At 40.6% G+C, this 21,234-nt stretch carries 12 protein-coding genes; 11 read left to right on the top strand and 1 reads right to left on the bottom strand.

The window, feature by feature from the left end:
* The first annotated feature begins 174 nt into the window (after nt 1-174).
* From PGR74_RS03960 to PGR74_RS03910, 11 genes are all read left to right on the top strand, one after another.
* The gene (locus PGR74_RS03960) at nt 175-771 is read left to right on the top strand and encodes a non-canonical purine NTP diphosphatase (RefSeq protein ID WP_041503298.1); all 597 of its coding nucleotides are present in this window, start codon (nt 175-177) and stop codon (nt 769-771) included.
* Nucleotides 758-1,474, top strand: a complete 717-nt coding sequence (gene recO, locus PGR74_RS03955; RefSeq protein WP_041505226.1) for a DNA repair protein RecO — start codon at nt 758-760, stop codon at nt 1,472-1,474. Before PGR74_RS03960 ends, recO begins: the two co-directional genes overlap by 14 nt.
* Nucleotides 1,475-1,630: 156 nt before the next feature.
* The gene (locus PGR74_RS03950) at nt 1,631-2,023 is read left to right on the top strand and encodes a hypothetical protein (RefSeq protein ID WP_041505227.1); all 393 of its coding nucleotides are present in this window, start codon (nt 1,631-1,633) and stop codon (nt 2,021-2,023) included.
* A gap of 20 nt (nt 2,024-2,043) precedes the next feature.
* Entirely contained in the window at nt 2,044-5,394 is a 3,351-nt protein-coding gene (locus PGR74_RS03945; RefSeq protein WP_041505228.1) for a golvesin C-terminal-like domain-containing protein, read from the top strand.
* Nucleotides 5,395-5,413: 19 nt separating this feature from the next.
* Entirely contained in the window at nt 5,414-6,892 is a 1,479-nt protein-coding gene (locus tag PGR74_RS03940; RefSeq protein WP_041503294.1) for a TolC family protein, read from the top strand.
* A 27-nt stretch (nt 6,893-6,919) separates the two neighbouring features.
* Nucleotides 6,920-7,978 (top strand): efflux RND transporter periplasmic adaptor subunit, encoded by a 1,059-nt coding sequence (locus PGR74_RS03935; protein WP_041503293.1) that lies wholly within the window; start codon nt 6,920-6,922, stop codon nt 7,976-7,978.
* An 81-nt stretch (nt 7,979-8,059) separates the two neighbouring features.
* The gene (locus PGR74_RS03930; RefSeq protein ID WP_041503292.1) at nt 8,060-11,161 is read left to right on the top strand and encodes an efflux RND transporter permease subunit; all 3,102 of its coding nucleotides are present in this window, start codon (nt 8,060-8,062) and stop codon (nt 11,159-11,161) included.
* Nucleotides 11,158-15,897, top strand: a complete 4,740-nt coding sequence (locus PGR74_RS03925; RefSeq protein WP_110688474.1) for an efflux RND transporter permease subunit — start codon at nt 11,158-11,160, stop codon at nt 15,895-15,897. Before PGR74_RS03930 ends, PGR74_RS03925 begins: the two co-directional genes overlap by 4 nt.
* Nucleotides 15,898-15,969: 72 nt before the next feature.
* A complete protein-coding gene (locus tag PGR74_RS03920; RefSeq protein WP_041503290.1) occupies nt 15,970-16,701 on the top strand; it encodes a hypothetical protein in 732 nt (243 codons plus the stop codon).
* A 248-nt stretch (nt 16,702-16,949) separates the two neighbouring features.
* Entirely contained in the window at nt 16,950-18,770 is a 1,821-nt protein-coding gene (locus PGR74_RS03915) for a hypothetical protein (RefSeq protein ID WP_152616167.1), read from the top strand.
* Nucleotides 18,771-18,964: 194 nt separating this feature from the next.
* Nucleotides 18,965-20,575 (top strand): O-antigen ligase family protein, encoded by a 1,611-nt coding sequence (locus PGR74_RS03910; protein ID WP_270516743.1) that lies wholly within the window; start codon nt 18,965-18,967, stop codon nt 20,573-20,575.
* Between the two features lie 221 nt (nt 20,576-20,796).
* On the opposite strand, the gene PGR74_RS03905 is transcribed toward PGR74_RS03910, so the two are convergent.
* Entirely contained in the window at nt 20,797-21,234 is a 438-nt protein-coding gene (locus PGR74_RS03905; protein ID WP_152616166.1) for a hypothetical protein, read from the bottom strand.

Genomic DNA, 21,234 nt, shown 5'->3' with positions numbered 1-21,234 from the left:
TCCCAAACAAGTACATCAAACTGATATCGAACATTCAAGAAGATACCCCAATGGACATTTTGAGACCTTTATTCTCAATTTCTATCTTTTCTTTTCGTTTTTAACTTCACAAAGATAATCTATTTCACTAATTTTGTCGCATGCAATACGCATAAAAACCGAAATCTCATTAAGATGAAATTAGTTTTTGCCACCAATAACGTTCACAAGTTAGAAGAAATCAAACAAATGTTAGGAGACCCCTACACGCTTGTTTCTTTGAAAGAAATCCAATGTTTTGACGATATCCCGGAAGAGCAGGACACACTCGAAGGCAACGCGTTACAAAAAGCTCGCTACATTCACGAAAGGTATGGGATCGACTGTTTTGCCGATGACACGGGACTCGAAATCGAAGCCCTTGACATGGCCCCCGGGGTTTATTCCGCCCGCTATGCCGGAACAGATCATAATTCCGAAGCCAATATGAAAAAAGTACTGTCTCAAATGAACGGCGTAACCAACCGGAAAGCTCGATTCAGAACTGTTATCGCCCTCATAATAAACCGGAAGGAATATCTTTTCGAAGGGATAGTGAACGGCCATATCCTGCCCTCGCCCAAAGGAGACAGCGGCTTTGGTTATGATCCCATCTTTCAACCGGAAGGCTTCGCCCAAAGTTTTGCCGAAATGAATCTTGCGGACAAGAACAAAATCAGCCACAGGGGACGAGCCGTCGAAAAGCTCTGCATCTTCCTAAAAAATCGAGAAGATAAACATGGAAGTAACTAACGCCATCGTATTAAAAAACATACCTTACACGGAAAATCAACGCATACTCTCCGTTTTCTCCGCAGAACGGGGATTTCTTTCGCTGATCACTCCCGTCAATACGATCAAGCGCCGGAACAATCACGCTACTCAATGCATGCAGATTGTCGAAATAGAGTACATTTTCAATGAAAAAAACAACATCCACAAACTAACGACAATCGTCAATACCCGTAACACCACGGCAATCTATCTTGATGTATATAAAATGAATATCGCTTTACTATGGGGCGAGATCTTAAACCTGACTTTACGAAACGAAGGCAAAAACGAAACCCTGTACGAATACATAGAAAACTCCATCGAGTATTTAAATTCGGCACAACGGGACATCGCTAACTTTAATTTATTTTTTCTGTTCCATTTAGCCTCCCTGCTTGGATTCGACATCAATTCATCGACCTACCGCCCCGGTTATATACTTAATCTCAATGACGGGAATTTCTATCCGACAGCCGCGAACGACTCCTACTCGACAGGCCCGCATGCGGCACAAGCCATATACAAGCTATGCAACTCTCCTTTAGCTGACATTGGAAATATCCCGTTAAACCGCCAAAGCAGAAGCATTATTTTAGATATACTTCTCCTCTTCCTCAGCTTCCACCTGAACATCAATTTCAACATCAAAAGCATTAAAGTCATTCGTGAAATCTTCTCTTAAAATTTGACATTATTCATCTTTAGTTAATATTTTCTTAAAAAATAAACTTTTTAAGCAGGAAAATGTCATACAACAAATGCTATTTTTCACTTTTTATTAACACACTTTGTGAATTACAAAAAATAAATTTAACCAATCAATTAAACCGCTAAGATTATGCGTATAAAAATTGACGACCTCAATAGAATCTATTCAGGTGACAAAAGGGTTTTTAGTGATTTGAATGTAAACATTGAACCGGGTTTTTTTTGCTTCTCAGTATTTCGTAATATTGAAAACGTTATCTTTGCGTGCATGCAATCTCCGCTTCAAGGTCATTCTTTCGAAAAGATTTTTTTTGACAATGACACCGTTGCCAAAGGAGATAAAACGATATGTTTTTTTGAAGAAGATCCTCTCGGGGAAACTCAAAAAACGGGTTTTCAACAAATGACGGAAAAAAGAGAAGCAGCAATCCGTCCCGATTTGAAACATACCCCTGTTTATCACATCGACAACCTGCCCGAGAAGCAGCATCGAAGTAATAGTAAATACGAATTATTTCACTAAAAACACAAAATTAAAAAACGATGAATCTACATAATATACATACCGTTTCCCGTTACGAAGCCAAACTCTTACGAAGAAGTTGGTTATTTCGTATTTTCGCCATCCTCTCCTTATTAGTAATCACGTTTTTCCATTTGACTACTCAAGCCAATCTTTTTTGGTACCAATGGAATATGGTGGCGATGTCCTCCTCTATCCCATTCGTCAATATTTATATTTTCAATATCGCACAATCGGTCATTGCCATTTTTTTAGCCGGTAGTTTTTTAAAAAGAGACCAAAAATTAGACACGGCGGAAGTCGTCTATGTCCGTCCGATGAGCAACGCGGATTACGTTATCGGGAAAAGCTGGGGAATCATTAAAGTCTTCATCTCTCTAAACATTCTCGCTTTACTGGTTGCAGCATTCATCAACCTCTATGTAAGTGAATCTCCGTTCAATTTACTTCCTTACGTCTTCTACCTTTTAACGCTGTCCATTCCGTCTCTCGTATTCATCCTGGGACTCTCGTTCATGGTCATGTGTTTCGTAAAGAATCAGGCGGTAACTTTCGTCATTCTGTTAGGCTATATCGGAGTAACCCTGTTCTATTTAGGAAATATCGAACACGGTGCATTCGATTTCTTCGCACTCACGCTGCCCAATATTTTTTCCGACATTTCGGGACATCCCGTTCTATCGGATTATTTGTTGCAAAGAAGTTCTTTCCTGCTTTTAGGCATTAGCCTGCTCTCTTTCACCATCGCTTTGGTAAAACGTCTTCCCCATCATCCCAAAAAGAGAATCTTATTAAACACACTGGGGATCATTATCCTATTATTAGGTATAGGAGCGAACTTGTCCTATCTATGGCAATTCCGTCATAACGACACGTTAAGAAGCCGTTATATCGAAAAATACCAGGCTTACAACTCCCACGACAAAGTAAACCTTCTGTCCGAAGAGCTGATTTATTCCCAAAAAGGTAATCAAATCTTCGTCGACGCTCATCTAACCGTTCAAAACAGAAACCACCGGAAAATCAATTCTGTCCTGATCTATCTGAATCCTACCCTGCAGGTGACGGAGGTCTCTCACGAGGGTACCAAACTACCGTTTAAAAGAGACGAGCAGATACTCGTTATAGACAAGGAATTAACCCCTTATCAAATAGTAGATTTACAAATCCGGTACGAGGGCAAGGTGAGTGAAAACATTGGTTACTTAGAAGTACAAGACGAGGAATACTACGATACACAAACCGGTAGCAGCATCCTGCGGTTCGGGAAGAGATACGCTTTCGTTCAAAACGACTTTACCCTATTGACCCCCGAAGTTTTATGGTATCCGGTCACATTCCCGCCAATGAACCCGGAAGCTCCTTATAATATTCAAAAGAATTTTACCCATTTTTCATTGAAAGTCATCCCCACCGAAAAACAAACGGTACTTTCTCAGGGAACGTCCTCCCAATCAGGAGATACCATCATTTTCCATAATACACATAGACTACCTTCCATCAGTCTGGCTATCGGAAATTACGAAAAAAAGTCCATCACGGTGGATTCCGTCCTATTTGAATTATATCATTTTAAAGGGCATGACTACTTCTCGAAAGAATTTACGAATTTAAAAGATACCTTAGGCAGTATTATCTCAGACATCAAAAATCAATACGAAAGCCGGAAAAACAGGGTCTATCCGTTCGAAAAACTGATTCTGGCAGAAACTCCGGTGTCATTCGCTTCATACGTTCGAAATTGGAAAGGTTACAGTGAATTCATCCAACCGGAGATAGCTTTTATTCCCGAAAGAGGAACAACTCTTCCCAGCGGGAACTTCAAGCTTGCCAAAAAAATGCAAAGACAAAGGGGAGGAGGGCCGAACCGGGGAACGATAGACGAAACGGAAATAGAAACCAGAGTTTTCAGAGATTTCATTACCTGGTGTTTTTTGAATGAAAGTAAATATGAAGAGACAGGAAATCTATTTGTAAATAGCATCTTCTCGTCCGGCTGGAACGGGACATCCAAATTAAATCCTTTTGATTTTTCCGGATTCTATTTCAATCATGCTAATTTTATCTATTCACACAACTTCCCTGTCATGGATATTCTTTTGAATACGATGTTCAAGCAAGAAGAAAATGATCCGTGGTCAAGGTGGAGAAGGAGATTTTCCGGTATGAGCGATGCTCAGAAAGCATCCGCATTCTTAAAGGAAAAGAGTTTCGAACAAGCTGTTCTGGACCGTTCGCTCTCCCCGGAAGTATTTTACGAGATGCTTAAGCTCAAAGGAAATTACCTGCGTAATTACCTCACCTCTCAAATACCTTTGGCAGATTATAATAAGTTCATGACACAATTCATGAAAGATTACCAGTTTAAAGAGATCAATTTCACGGTATTGAATAACTCTTTTATGAGAAAATTCAATATCAATCTGATGGATTTTATCCCCCAATGGTATACGATCAACCAAACCCCTTTATTCATTGTGAAAGGAATCAATGCGGATAAAGTCGTGGTCGACGACTACACGAAATACGTTGTTCAATTTAAGATTCACAATCCGACGGAAGTAGAAGGTATCGTTTCCGTAAATATCGAAGAAGGAGAATGGGGCAGAAGAGGGAGAGGCCGACAACAGGAAAAACCGTTACAGCATTATATTATTCCGGCTAAATCCTATAAAGAGATTAAAACGCTGTGTGACGAGCGACCCCGTAATATCGACATTAACACCAATATCGCCCAAAACATACCAAGCGATATCGTCTATAATTTTTCCAAAATAAACACGGAGACCAAAGAGATGACCACCGGTATGTTTAACACGGATGCAACCCTTTTTGAATACAATCCCAAAGATATTATCGTGGACAACGAGGATCAAAATTTCCATTTGATCGAGTCCAACCAGAAGACAACCCTCCAATCCATATTTAAGAAACCGCAAGAAGACAAATACAAAAACCTGACGACTTGGATGCCTCCTACCCGTTGGACGGCTACCGTGGGTACCAATTTCTACGGGGAATATATCAACAGCGGCTATTATAAAAAAACCGGAAACGGGAACAATAAAGCCGAATGGGTAGCCCAGATAGAGACTCCCGGTTTTTACGAGGTTTTTGTCTATAACGCAAGAATCGTGTGGGGATGGAGACGCGAAGAATCAAACATGCAATATTATACCGTAAAACATGATGACGGGGAGGAAGAGGTTTCTATCGAGACCAATGAAAATACCCAGGATTGGGTTTCATTAGGCAGCTTCCATTTCTCTCCCGGAGAGGCTAAAGTTATTCTGAGCGACAAAGGATCGAATCCCAATCAAGTGATTTACGCAGATGCTGTTCGGTGGGTATTTCAAAACAAAGAAAAATAACAAATAAACCAGCACTTTTATGAAAAAAATCACAGCACTACTTTTATTAACCATCGGCTTAACCGGATGGCTTTCCCAACGTGTTTCCGCACAGGAAGTTCAGGTCCTGACTTTGGAAAAAGCGCTCGAGATTGCCTACAAAAACAGTCCCGATTTAATTCAAAGTAAGATAACTTTAGAGCAAAGTGAATTAAGTCTTGTCCGCCAGAAAGCTATGCTCAAATCAAAATTCAGTTTGAATTTATCCCCTTTTCAGTATTCCCGACAAAATGTCTATTTCGATTACGAATCGAAAAACTACATATCTAAAGTGATGTCTTCCAGGGGTAGTTTTACGATAAACCAACCCATTATATGGACAGGTGGTAGCATATCCTTAACTCAAAGTTTAGACTGGCAGGATGCAAGTAATCAATCGCAAGGAGGAAAAAGCACTTATTTCAACAACGACCTTTCCCTTACTCTTTCACAACCCATTTTTAAATACAATGAATTGAAAATGCAACTGAAAGAAATAGAATACAATCTTGAAAAATCCAAGATTGATTATGCACTAAAACAATTAACCATTGAAACATCTGTAACCTCTCAGTTTTATAGCGTATATAGAAGTTATAAAAGCTTGATAAATCAACAGGAAAGCTATAAACAGGCAAAAGCGACTTATGAATTAACCAAAGCTTTGGTTGAACAGGATAATCGCCCGAAAGTAGATTTATTAGAAGCTGAAGTAAATATAGATGATGCTGAAATAAGTTTGGCAAAAGCTCAAATTGATTACGCCAATACAAAAGACAATTTTAAAAAACTATTAGGCCTGCCTTTGGACGAAGATATCTCCGTTCTTCCTAAAACAGAAGTTGAACCCATACATGTAGATATGGATTTAGCCATAAAATACGCCTTGGACCAACGAATGGAATTAATGCAACAAAATATTACAATTCAAGAAGGTTTACTTAATCTTATAAAAATAAAAGCAGAAGATAAATTCAGCGGAGAGATTTCCGCCACTGTCGGATTATGGAATAACAGCAGTAATTTCACGGGAGCTTTCCAAAACCTTCAGGATAAGCAAGACATTCGTCTCAATGTTTCCATACCTATTTTCGACTGGGGAGCACGTAAAGCAAATATCAGAAGTACCGAGTTAGCTAACGAATCTCAAGAAATTAATTTTGAGGAACAGAAAAAAAATATTATTATTCAAATTCGCCAAATTTGCAGGAATCTTCCTCAATTATATAAAGAAATTTCCATTGCTAAAAAAAGAGTAGATAATGCTGAAATCATATACGACATTAAATATCAAACCTATCAAGCCGGTCAGCTAAGTTACAAAGATCTACAAGATTTTCAAGACAAATTAACGACAGCTAAAGAAAACTATACCAGTGCAATTATTCAATATAAAGAAAAATTATTGGAATTGAAAATAAACACGCTGTGGGATTTCCAAACTAATACCTCCTACTTCCCCGTGGATCTGTTAAAATAATCTACTAACTTTAAAAACATAGAAATCATGATCAATAAAAATATGAAATACATCGGCTTTATACTATTAGCATTTGCTTTAAACGGATGTAATAGTCCGAGAATGGGTTCGGGAAACGAAAACCCCACCCCGGTATGGTTATCGGAAGTAGGCAAACGTACGATCCGGCAACTGACCACCACCACCGGAACGGCCAAGGCAAGCCAAAAGGCAGAAGTCAAAGCCGAAGTCACGGGAAAATATATCTTACAAACCAATCCCAAAACCGGGCGTCCCTATAAATTAGGCGATATCGTCGAAAAAGGAGCCGTTATCATCCGTCTCGAAAATAAGGAACAGGAAAATACCGTTTCTTTGGAAACCAAAGAGATGGAACTTGGTATTGCGAAAAAGGATGTAAAAGCGAAAGAGATCTTATTAGAGAAAGGAGGGGTTACGGAAACAGATCTATTAAATGCAAAAAAAAGTCTGCTTTCTGCCGAATTAGGATTGGAAAAAGCCAAGATGGACCTCGACAAATTGAATATCAGAGCCCCCTTTAAAGGAGTCATTGTCAATCTTCCCTATTATACGCCCAATGTAGACGTTGCTTCCAATGAGGTACTATTAGGTATTATGGATTACAGCAAGATGTATATGGAGATCGAACTTCCGGAAAATGCCATCGAAAAGGTAAAGGTAGGCCAGAAAGTTTTGGTTACCAATTACAATATCAAATCGGACACCCTATCGGGACATGTAACCCAACTCTCTCCGGCCATCAACGAAGAGACTCGGACCTTTTCCGGTTTTATTACCATCGATAATCCCAATTTAAAACTCCGTCCGGGAATGTTTGCCAAAGGAGACATCATCACCCTGCAAAAAGACTCGGTAGTCGCCATTCCGAAAGAGCTGATCAGCTCGCGGAGAATGATCTCCGTCTTTACCGTGGAACGAAACATGGCCGAAGAAAAAATGGTTAAAACCGGAATCAGCGACGATCGGTTCATTGAAATCGAAAGCGGTTTGAATGCCGGAGACAAGATCGTCACCAAAGGATATGAGTACCTGAGAAACAGAAGCAGAGTAAAAATCATGAAATAATTTTTAGAGTTTAGCATTTTAAGCATGCAAAGACCATGACACAGTATGTAATCTAAAATCTAAAATCTAAAATTCATATATATGAACAGCATTACAAAATTTGCAGTCAAATACCCGGTAAGCGTACTCATGCTTACCTTAGCGGTGTGTCTGCTCGGAACAATATCCTATAATAAATTGGGAACGGACTTGTTTCCGGATTTAAAAAATCCGTCCCTATACGTTGAGATAAAATGCGGTCAGCGTCCGCCGGAAGAAGTTGAAAAACTATTCGCTTCCAAAGCCGAATCCCAGATCGCCCGCTCGGAAGGAGTTAGCAGCGTGTACAGTGTTTCCAAAGTCGGAAACGCCAAAATCACCGTCGAATACGCCTGGGACCAAGACATGGATGCCGCCTTCCTGGATCTGCAACGGAACCTGTCTCAGATGTCTCAAGAAGACGGTGTCGATGAGTTGAATGTTACGCGCTACGATGCCAACGCTACTCCCATATTGACCATCGCTTTGACGCATAATGAAATCAATGACATGAACGAGCTCCGTAAGATAGCGGAGAACTATATGCGCAACGAATTAGTGAGAGTGGAAGGCATTGCCGATATCCAGCTCAACGGACAGGAAACGGCCATCGTAGAGATCAATACCGACAGCTATATGTTGGATGCTTTCAATCTGGATGCCAATACTATCGCCAGTAAAATCGAAGGTTTAAACACCAATGTTTCGGGCGGGACCATCGAAGAGGGAGATATTACCTATACCGTAAAAGGGGTTAACCTCATCAAAACCGTCGATGATATTGAAAATATCATCGTTGCTTTCAAAGAAACAACATCTTCCGGCAATAGCGGAGAAAGCTCTGGGGCAACAAGCAGCTCTTCCAGTAAAGCCAAAGCCCCGATCTTCCTGAAAGACGTGGCCACCGTTACGATCCGGAACCAGGAGCCGGAAAATATAGTCCGGTATAACGGGGAACGTTGCCTCGGTATCAGTATTTTCAAAGAGAATAAATACAATACCGTCAATGCCGTCGATAATCTTTTAACCAAATTACAGGAATTTCAAAAAAGCATGCCGGCTTATAATTTCCATATCATCAGCAATCAAGGAGATTTTATCGGAAGTTCCATTAACGAAGTGAAAGACTCCGCTCTTTTGGGAATTTTATTGGCGGTTATAATTTTGTATGTCTTCTTAAGACGTATAAACATGACCTTAATCGTAAGTGTCTCTATTCCTATCTCCATTATCGCCACATTCAACCTGATGTACTTTAACGGATTATCCATCAATATCATGACATTGGGGGGGCTTGCCTTGGGAGCCGGAATGCTGGTAGACAATGCCATCGTGGTCATGGAAAATATTTTCCGGAACTTAGATGAAAACAAACTCTCTCCGGCGCAGGCCGCCGTCACGGGAACCTCCGAAGTTGCCGGAGCCATCACGGCCTCTACTTTGACAACAATCGTGGTATTTCTACCTATCGTCTATTTACAGGGAGCCGCGGGAGAACTTTTTAAAGAACAGGCTTGGACCGTTAGCTTTTCGCTTCTCTCCTCGCTATTCGTTTCCATCCTATTTATTCCCATGCTGGCTTCCCGATTCGTGAAAAAAAATCAGGACGTAAAAAGCCGTGCTATCTCCATCAAAGGATTCGGTAATTTCGTGGGACGAGTATTAAAAAGAAAATACGCGGTCATTTTAGTTGCCTTTATCCTTATGGTTGTCTCTTACCTTATGTTACCCTTTATCGGGATGGAATTTATGCCGAAAGCCGATTCCAAGGAATTTGCCATCACCCTTTCCATGGAACCCGGATTGCGCCTTAGAAGTACGGATGCAGCAGCAGGAGGAATCGAAGAAACGATAAAAGCCTTGGGAGAAGATGACATCGAATGGATTTACTCCATCATAGGCCCATCGAATATCAACGATCCCAACGGAGAAAAATTAGAGGGAGAACATCAAGCCCAAATAAAGGTAAAGTTAAAAAAAGAGTCTAAATTGAATGCCGACTACTTTATTTCCAACATCAGTGAAACTTATCCGCTCCAGAATGGCATGGAAATCTCCTATCAACAGGGAGAATCAACGTTACAAAGTATCCTGGGTACGGAGGGTGCACCCTTAGTTGTAGAGGTAAAGGGCGAAGAGCTGGAAACCATTGACGGACTGTGTAAGGAAATCAAACAAAAAATAACGGGTATTGCCGGTTTATACGATATCAAAACCTCCATGGAAAACGGAGCTCCTGAGGTCAATATACAAATAGACCGCATAAAAAGCGGTATATACGGGATCAATATCAGTGATGTCACCGGTCAGATAAAAAACAAACTACAAGGAAAAGAGGCCGGGACTTTCGATAACAAAGGAGAAAGCATCGACATCAATATTAAGGTTCCTGAAGTCTCCTTAGCCGAATTAGGAAGTATCGAAATCAGCCAAAGCGATAAAAAATACCGCTTGGACGAGATTGCCGATATTTCGATCGTGACGGCTCCCAAGGAGATCACCCGGAATAACCAGAGCCGGATCGGAAGAGTAACGGCCATGTTGGAAAAAGGATACACGTTAGGCCACATCGCCCCACAAGTAAAAAAACAAATAGCGGAGGTAGAGTTCCCTGCAAAATACACGGCAAAGATTACCGGAGAGGAGGAGATGCGTCAGGAATCATTCGGAGGACTGGGATTTGCCCTGTTCCTCTCCATTCTTCTGGTCTATATGGTGATGGCAGCCCAATTCGAATCGTTACGACATCCGTTCACCATCCTGCTTACCATTCCTTTAGCGGGAGTAGGATGTATTTGGGCTTTCCTGCTCACGGGAGATACTCTCAATATGATGGCTTTTATCGGTATCATCATGTTAGCGGGTATAGCCGTAAACAGTTCCATCATTTTAGTGGATGCCATCAACCGCCTGAAGGCCGAAGGCCACCCGCTGGAAGAGGCGATCATGATGGCGGCTCAATTCAGAATACGCCCAATCATTATGACCAGTGCCACTACTATTTTGGCCTTACTGCCCATGTGTTTCGGTTTCGGGGAGGGAGCTTCCCTGCGTTCCCCGATGGCTCTCGCGGTAATCGGTGGATTGGCGACCTCCACCGTCATGACACTGATTGTCATCCCGTGCGTGTATTATATTATTGATAAGAAAAAGAAAGTGGAATGAACACGATCATAAAAAGAAGGGTTCTTATATCGATGTTATTCATCGGATTAGTTCTCATGGGCGTATTTTCCTACAAATACATTCCCATGGAATTATATCCCAATGCCGATCTTCCGGTATTGTACGTGAGTATCAACGCCCAAAATGAACTCGATTTGGATTACGTTGAAAAATATGCGGTTATTCCGGTGGAAGGAGCTATCCGCTCCCAGCAAGGGATTGAAAAAATCGAATCGCAATACTACTCGAGAGGTGCCGATATTAAGGTTTCTTTAAACCAAGATGTGGACCTAAAATATGCTTTCCTGCAAATGGAGCAAAAAATAAAATCCACCCAGTCCTCCGTTCCGGAAATCTTCAAACTATCCGTCAGTAAAGGTTACTCGGGGTCTTCCAACGACCAATTTATGCACTTACTGATTCTCGGGGAAGGCGATATCGATTATGTACGCAATATCACGGACGAGGATATCGTCCCCTACCTGAACAGCGTGGAGGGAATGGCCTCCGTAAAAGCAAGGGGAGGACGGCAAAAAACCATCGAGATTATCGTCGATCCGGATAAATGCAAGGCTTTAAATATTACCAAATCCACCATCAGTAACCTGATTTCAAATAATCAAACAGGAAAAAACTTTATCGGTCTTACCTACGACGGAAACAAACGCTATTTTGCCAATATAACGGCAGAATACCTTAACACGGAAGACCTCGGCAACATCGTTGTGGCCAAAGGACCGATTTTATTGAAAGACATCGCGGAGATCCGATTCGGGGTAAAAGAAGAGGAAACTTATTCCAGAACCAAAGGAAAAGAGGTGGTCTCTTGTGTTCTTTCCAAATCCCCGACAGTTAATGTTATCGAACTCTCCAAAAGAACTCGTGCGGAAATCGACCGCCTGAACGAGGAACTTAAATCCAAGGGAATTTCCATTGAGATCGACTCCGATACGGCCGAAATCATGAATAAAAATATCAATTCCATCATTGATTTGGCGATTAGCGGAGCATTTCTGGCAATCATCGTACTATTCCTGTTTTTACGGAAAATAAAAATCGTCAGCATCGTGGCCTTTGCCATCCCGATCTCCGTATTCTCCTCTTTCTATTTCTTCTACCTTTCGGGTATCACGATCAACACCCTGACGCTTACAGGACTTGCTCTTGCTGTCGGGATGTTATTGGACAATTCCATCGTGGTCATGGAAAACATCTATCGACTAAAAGCTACAGGTATGCCCACGGAAGAAGCTTGCGTACGAGGGACTACCGAGGTATGGAAAGCCATTCTGGCAGCCACGGTAACCACCGTTACCGTTTTTCTTCCCTTCCTGTTCACCAATGACTACATCATAAAAATGATCGGAGAGCATATCGGAATCTCCATTATTACGACTTTGATCATCTCCTTAGTCGTGGCGCTATTGCTTATTCCGATGGCAATCAACTACCTTTTAAGAAAAGAGACCGGCAATGTCAATTTCAGTAACATTTCCATACACAACCGTTTGGTTCAAATGTATATAGCTATTTTAAAAATGGCATTACGAAAACCCACGGAGGTTATTTTATTCTCCCTCGTCATTCTCTTCGTTACGGTAGTCCTCTCCCTCACGCTATCTCTGAATACCCTGAAAGAGATACAAAATGACAGTTTCCAGGTAGAGATCACCACCCCTTCCGGTTCGACGTTAGAAAAAACGGATGAACTGATCCGGCGTTTCGAAGAGGAATTGCCCGGCATTCCGGAAATAAAAACCTTCTCTTCCACCGTAGAGAAGGAAAAAGCCAACCTAATTATCAAGTTAGAAGACCAATTCGAAAAGATAAACGGTAAAAATCTCCAGAAACTCAAAGCCGATATCTTAGAGTTAGCTAAAAAAGTAAATATTACGGATATCAGTTTGGATGCCAGCGAGAGCCGCGATAATTTCAGTGGCGGTAGCAGTCTGCTCGGGAATAGCGACCTGCTCAGGTATATGGGAAGAGGAAGTCAATCCGAAAAAATTGTCATCAAAGGGGAGGATTTCGAAAAAATGACCAGCTATGCCAATCTGATCGACTATCAATTGAAAGAATTGGAGGATGTAATAGCCTACTCCAACATAAATGTCTTACCCGGAGATCCAGAGGCACGTATCTATTTCGATCCCTACCTGATGGAAGTAAATGAAGTCACTCCCTCCGAAGTAAGCCAAGAGCTCACCGGCCTACAACCGGAAAGTCCGGTATCGAATGCAAAATTCAAAACAAAAGATCAGGAATATGACATCACGATCCGGGATATCAACTACGACAAGGAAAAAGAGGAAAAACAACAATACCCCTCTTTGGAAGATCTGCGTAACTTAGATGTCACCACCAGCAAAAAAGCCCTGATACAATTGAATAACTTTAGCCGGATCCGGTTAGAACAGGGACAGGGAAGAGTCAAACGAGTCAACCAGGAAAAGCAATTGGAGATAAACTACATGTTTAAATCCGATATCAACGAATCCAAGGATTTGCTGGAAGCCTCCCGTTTACAGATCGACGAATTGGTACAAGGAACAGACGTTCCGAGCGGCGTTTTCGTAGAGATCGTACACGAAGAAAAACAACCGGAAGACTATACCTTCCTGATCATTGCGGCTTTCGTCCTTATCTATATGATCCTTGCCGCCGTTTTCGAATCTCTCACCGCTCCCATCGTGTTGATGTTCACCATCCCGTTGGCAGCGATCGGTTCGTTGCTGTTTTTACTGTTTACCAATAATTCCGTGGCGAACAATGCCCAGGTATATGTCGGCTTTATCATCCTGATAGGTATCGTAGTGAATAACAGTATTATTCTGATCGATTACACGACCATGTTGCGGAAAAACGGTTTCCGCAAGCAACGGGCAATCATTACGGCAGGACTTTCCCGCCTGCGTCCGATACTGATCACCGCTATAACGACTATCGTCGCCATGATTCCGTTAGCTATGGGAAAAGACGAATCCGCTTCCGGATTGGGAGCTCCTTTTGCCATTACCGTTATCGGGGGATTGACCATGAGTACCCTATTGACTCTTGTGATCATCCCTACCCTTTATTCCGGATTGGAAGATGCTTTGAAGAGACTACGCACGCAAAGTCTCTTTATGAAAGTCCTGCAACTGTCGCTATTTGTTATCTGCGTCGTTTGTACCTTCATTTTCTCGTCGGAAATATTGAATCGTATTTTCTACCTGATTATCGCAGTCGTGTTGGTTCCGGGAATTACTTGGTTCCTCGAGAATAGTCTGCGCAGAGCAAAAAGCAATATTATTCCCCCGCACGAGGAGTTAGTGATTACGATCCGTAACTTAGTGAAGATATACGGACGGCCTTCGCGCTTCACCAGGGAATGGACCTCCGGACTAAAAGTCAAGGAACGTTTAGGATTAAAAACCTACTACTACTCTTGGAAAGATCTCCAAGCTTTAGTTTGGCTCGTTCCTATTACAGTCTTCCTGTTCTATTTTACTTTTATCTATCAGGTACTATTTTTCTGGGCTATCGTTTTCGCCCTATGTTCTTGGTTCATGACCCTGAATACTATAAAAATCTTCTATGAATTGAGTATCAACAGGGAATGGCATCTTGCAAAAAAGATACTGGAATATACGGTCATGGTCATCTACTATATCGGCCCGTTAATCATTCTGAACTGGGGAAGCAGCAAATTCAACAATAGCGGAGGAGCCGTTTTTATCGGGCTTTTCTGGTATTTGGCGATTGGAGCCCGCTTCCTTTCCAATAAAATCAATAACGAAAATATCAATATCGATCTGATTGACGGACGTTTCCGGATGCTGCGTAAAACCATCTTCCGGATGGCAGCTCAAACCCCGATTATCGGAGCAAAAAAGAAGCCTTTCAAAGCATTAAGCTCCGTCTCTCTTGAGATTCGTACCGGAATGTTCGGATTATTGGGACCGAACGGGGCCGGAAAAACCACGCTTATGCGTATCATCTGCGGTATTTTCGAGCAAAGTTACGGCAAGATTTTCATCAACGGTATCGACACTCAAAAGAAACGGGAAGAGTTACAGGGACTGATCGGTTATTTACCGCAGGAATTCGGAACATACGAAAACCTGACCGCCTGGGAATTCTTAGAGTATCAATCCCTTTTGAAGGGTATTTACGACAAACGAACCCGTTTCAATCGTATCAGCGAGGTCCTATCGGCCGTCCACATGTATGAAAACAAGGACAAAAAGATCGGAGGATTTTCGGGAGGAATGAAACAGCGTATCGGTATTGCCCAAACGCTTCTGAATTTACCGCGCATCCTCGTTGTTGACGAACCCACCGCGGGATTAGACCCCAGAGAGAGAATTCGTTTCCGTAACTTGCTGGTAGAGCTTTCCCGTAACCGGATCGTGATCTTCTCGACTCACATCATCGAGGATATCGCCAGTTCCTGTAACCAGGTAGGTGTTATCAACAAAGGAATACTGAAATACTTAGGAACCCCGAACGATATGGCAAATATCGCAAAAGACGTAACCTGGAGTTTCGAACTCCCGGCCCGCGACTTCACGAAGTTGCCGTCCGACTTGTTGATCGTACACCACATCAGGCAGGGAGACGTCATCCGGGTACGTTGCTTGAGCGAAGAAAAACCGGCAGAAAACGCGGAAAGAATACTTCCGGCATTGGAAGACTCTTACCTGTGGTTACTACGAACGGTTAAGATTCAAAACAAAGAAGAGATTATTACTTAACACGGGACCATACTTCGTCTTCAACTTCGGTTGAAGACGAAGTCATAGCCCTCTTAAAAGGAGGAATATACAATGAGCGTTATCAATTCAAAACCACACATCCTGATACAGATTTGGACAACGATTCAAAAACTGGTCCAATACAATATTAAAATTATTTTTGGAAATAAGTTTCTCTATTTCATGTTAGCCGCTCTGGTTTTTTTCATCATCATTGTTACCGTAAAACTTTTCGGAGATGACGAAATTACCCAAGCGACTGCCTATTCCATGCTGATGATGCCTTGTATTCTGCTCGTTTTCTATCCCATGTGTTTCGGGATTCAAAATGACCAGGATGCCAAAATCGTAGAGATCATATTCGGTATTCCGAATTACAGTTATAAGGTCTGGCTGTTCCGTCTGCTTATCGCTTATGTCATCTGCCTACTGATCACCCTTCTGTTATCCACTCTCACCTGGTGGGTAATCGTGGATGTTCCCGTATTCAAATTGACATTTCAAACGATGGTTCCCGCTCTTTTTATCGGAACTCTCTCCTTTATGCTGAGTACCGTGATTAAAAACGGAAACGGGACTTCCGTGGTAATTATTATCATCGGTCTCATTCTTAACTTAGTGGACGGACAGCTGGGAAACAGTCAATGGAACATATTTATCAATCCGTTCAATGTCCCGTTAGATAAAAATCCGGAGATCTTTTTCAACACGGTAGCCCACAATCGGGTTATCATGCTGGTAGCCTCTACCCTTTTTATCATCTTCGGCCTAAATAACACCCGCAACCGGGAAAAATTCATATAGAAACATCCGACAACGGATGCTATCTACCATCAAAAACAGGAGTTCGATGTAATCTCGAACTCCTGTTTTTTTAATCTACGGCCATCTCCTAATTGTAAATTGGACGCTGCATTTTGTAATTTACAATTTAAAATCTACAACCTACAATTAAACACCCTGCATTATCCCGCTATTCGCAACCCATTCGCAACCATTCCAGCATCGATCACTCTTTATATTTTGTATGTTTACATGTTAATTTTAGAACCATGAGAACGATGTACTTTTGTGTGATGTTGTGTATATTTTTTTCTTCCTGCGGACAAAAGAACGAAAAATTGGAAAACGCTTTAAAACTGGCTAAGGAAAACCAGAAGGAGCTGGAAAAAGTGCTTGCACACTATGCCCAACATCCGGCAGACGCCCTCAAGCTGAAAGCCGCCGAATTTCTAATCGAAAATATGCCGGGCCATTACACCATACAAGGAACGTTAATCAACGAGTACCGGGAAAAGATTTACGCGGACACAACAGCCTCCTATTTTGCCAAAAAAGCCTTGGATATCTCTTTAAGCAAAATCGACTGGCTACGAGATGCATCCCGAAAAGAGGAAGACATCGAACACATTAAAGCAGATTTTCTGATTCGGCACATCGATCTTTCGTTCGAACGGCTGAATCAATACCCTTGGCTCGAAGATTATCCCTTCGACCTATTTTTGGAATACCTTCTGCCCTACCGCTTTGAAAACGAACGATTGGATTTATGGATTGACTCTCTACATGTTTCCCGGAAAACCATTGAAATCCATTCCCTAAGAAACGGTTATCAATACATAAAAGAGTTTGCGGAGTCTGAAAAAACTTTCGATCTTTCTTTTATACGACAATTATTCGGTAGACAGATATATGTAGATTGTTCACATGCGTCCATAAAATATAATTTTAAACTCAGGGCATTAGGATTCCCATCCACAATCGAGTATATTGTTCATTTCGCAAATCGTAACGGTTATCACAACTGGTGTAAGCCAATCTCTGCCGAATACAAAGAATACGAAGACATTGGTATTTCGGGAAAAAAAACGGCAAAAGTCTATCAGAAAACCTATTCTCGTAATAAAACCCTTATTCCTCACGAAGGCGAATACCTACCAGAAATGTTCCGGGATCCTTTTCTCAAAGATATCAGCAGTCAATACTTACACACGGAGAATATTCGTGTACATGTAAATAATTCGTCACATACAATGCCTCACTACGCCTTCTTATGCGTGTTTAATAATTTGGAATGGCAACCGACAGCAATAGGCAAAGTAAAACGAAAAAAAGCTGAATTTAAAGACATCGGCAAAGATATTGCCTACCTTCCGGTCTGTTTCGACAAGCAAAATAGGACAATCATCAATTATCCGTTTATACTAAATCTGAAAGGAGAAGTAGAATACCTTATCCCAGATACATCTACACGTCAAGTCATTCGTATAAAACGAAAATATCCTCTCAACGAAAATTTACTCTCCTATGCCCGAGAACTCGAACGTATCACTTTTGAAGGAAGCAATGACCCTGAACTCCAAGAATCAGATACACTCCTGACAAATTTAGAAACATCCGAGATCACTTATTTGTTCGGAGAAATTAAAACCCGCAAATTATACCGGCACTACCGAATCACATCACCCATTTCGACAAATATCGGTGAGATCATATTGATCAGTTCCAGAGGAGAACGATTAAAAGGAACCACAGATTCAATCTTTACTAAAGGTTTCGATCACAATCCTCTTACAAATACACGAGTAAAAAAAGACGAAGCAGTTAACATCCGTTTTGATTCTCCCGTCGAAATAGCTAAAATAATATGCCTCCCCCGAAGCGACGGGAACGGAATCTACCCTGAAAACGAATACGAACTTTTCTACCACGATCTGAACGGCTGGCAATCTTTAGGTCGGAAAACAGCCACGGATTACTACCTCGAGTACGACAACATTCCCAAAGACGCACTTCTCTGGCTCCGTAACCGTACGACCGGCATCGAAGAACGAATCTTTACCTACCAAGACCAGAAAATTAAGTTTTGGTAATACAATTATATCAAGGCATTTACATAACGTTCAAACAATCGAGAAGAAATAAACACGGACATCCTATGACTCAACATTATTCATTTCCTGTCATTTGTTTGTTACTCCTACTTTTTATTGCTTTTTTAATCCCAGATTTATTTATCAATAGGCATATAACCTTGGGCATATTGAGTATAAATAGCATCGCAATTATGTTAATTTTCTGGATATTATCTCATAAAAAGACAATCATCATTTCAAAAAGTGTTTTAACTGCAGGAAGTTTTGTTTTCTATTGGACCATTTGGCAATTTTGTTCAGAAGGATCATCACCTTCTGAACGAATTATGTTTTTGTCTCTATTGTTGTTATATATTGCCTATTCACAACATTCATTCTATCGGAAAGATTTATATCAATTATACAGTATTGTTTCCTTTTCCGGAGTTTGTATGTCATGTTGGGGAATATTACAATATTTGAATTTGGTAGAGATTTATCATTTAAAATATCCAGTTACAGGTAATTTTGACAATCCGGCAGGCATTGCCATATTTTTAGGAGCAATATTGCCTTTTTCTATGTTTTTTATATCCAGCAATGAAAAACGTATTAAATTATGGGGTATTTTTTCTTCCTGTATACTGACAGGTACTATTCTACTGTCAGGTTCAAGAACAGGAGTATTAATTATTCTACCCGCATATTTGCTCGCATTCTGTCAAAACAAAAATAGGCTACGATTTCAAAAATTTATACGCAGATTTTGGTGGCTTCTTCTCGTAGCCTGTATCTTCTTGTTCATTGGTTTATATTTCTGGAAAATAGATTCTGCAAACGGACGAATTTTAATTTGGACCTGTTCATGGAATATGTTCCTGGATCATTGGATTATTGGAACCGGAGAAGGTGGTTTTACGGCAAACTACATGAGTTATCAAGCCGAATACTTCCGACAAAATCCAGATAGTATTTTCAGCATATTAGCAGATAACGTGCAAACACCTTTTAATGAATTCTTAGCCTTTGCCGTACAATACGGTACAGTAGGACTCTGTTTCTTCGGATTATTTATTACCAGAATTATACAGGTCTACGGTCAATGCAACCAAAAAGCAATTTTACATCCCGTAGGTACAAGTTTACTTGCCATTGCCATAGCAAGTTGTTTTTCATATCCTCTGAAATATCCACTCATCTGCCTGATTCTAATGTTGAATTTAGCCATTTTATCCACGAAAGACAAGTGTATTTTTCAATCAATAACAGGATGGAAATTAAATGTATTTCGTTTTATCGGTTATAGTATTTGTATTCTATTTCTCAGTTGGACATTCAATTGGATACATGCAGAAAGAAAATGGTTTGTGATAACGTATTCCCGATCTTCCGATAGATGGAAAAAATACCATGATTTACACGAATGGTTGGGAAAAGACGGTATGTTCCTCTATAATCATGCAGCAGCATTACATCGAGATAAGCAATATAAGGAGAGTCTTATCGTACTTACTTTATGTACACGCTATTTTAATGATTTTGATGTTCAACTCCTGTTAGCCGACAATTACTATCATTTGGGAAACTTATATGCGGCAGAATGTTGTTATCTGACAGCAGCAAGGATGTGCCCAAACCGATTTTTACCTTTATACCATTTAGTCAACTTATACGAATTGAAAGGAGATAGAAAAATGGTTGAAAAAACGGTTTTAGATATAAAAAATAAAAAAGTAAAAGTACCGTCGATTATTATTGACGATATAAAAGATAAAATGAAACAAAAATATAACGAATTGTTATTGGAAAAGGATGATTTTTAGACCTGCTGATAAAGATCTGCTTCTACCTTTCATTTAATGTTTAATTAAAATATTCTCCAGATAGATAAAACCGAGTAGAAAGAAATGATAATTTTTTCTACTCGATATCATTTTATTCCATTTATATATTGGAAACCAATAACAGTTTTTCCATAAATCCAACTATTACCACTTTAGTCTCCGAATCACGAAATCACTTGATTTTTTAATAAAAATATCTTTCACAGTAGTTTTAACCAATAAGGATTTCCCCATAAAGCCAAAAAAATTACGAGTATACCGCAAAACAAAAGGAAAATCTTCTGCTGTTTCTTTTCCATCCTGCAATAGATTAATCCCCCAATGATGCCGATCCAGCGAAGAAGAAGTTGCGGAGGAGAAGCTGTTAGATAACCGTAACGTATATAAAGATAAATATCGTTAGGCAGTTCAAAAATACAACTTCCGATAAGCAAAAGAATAATTACATAAGAAGGCTTTATCCTATTCTTATACTTATGTAACATATACACTGTTAATAGAAAAAATAGAATAGCTCCCATAAACAGACAGACCTGATGTCCTAAATAGGGATAAGTCGGTAAATACAACCCCCTTAAAGGGAAAATTAGAGTCTCCAATAAGGCGGCACTAATAAAAATCCATATATATTTCTTCAT

This window comes from Sanguibacteroides sp. AM78-02pH3A (genome assembly GCF_027666085.1).
GTDB classification, from domain to species: Bacteria; Bacteroidota; Bacteroidia; order Bacteroidales; family Marinifilaceae; genus Gabonibacter; species Gabonibacter massiliensis.
Note: the sequence above shows the minus strand (reverse complement) of the source record. Positions and strands in the feature narration are given on the sequence as shown.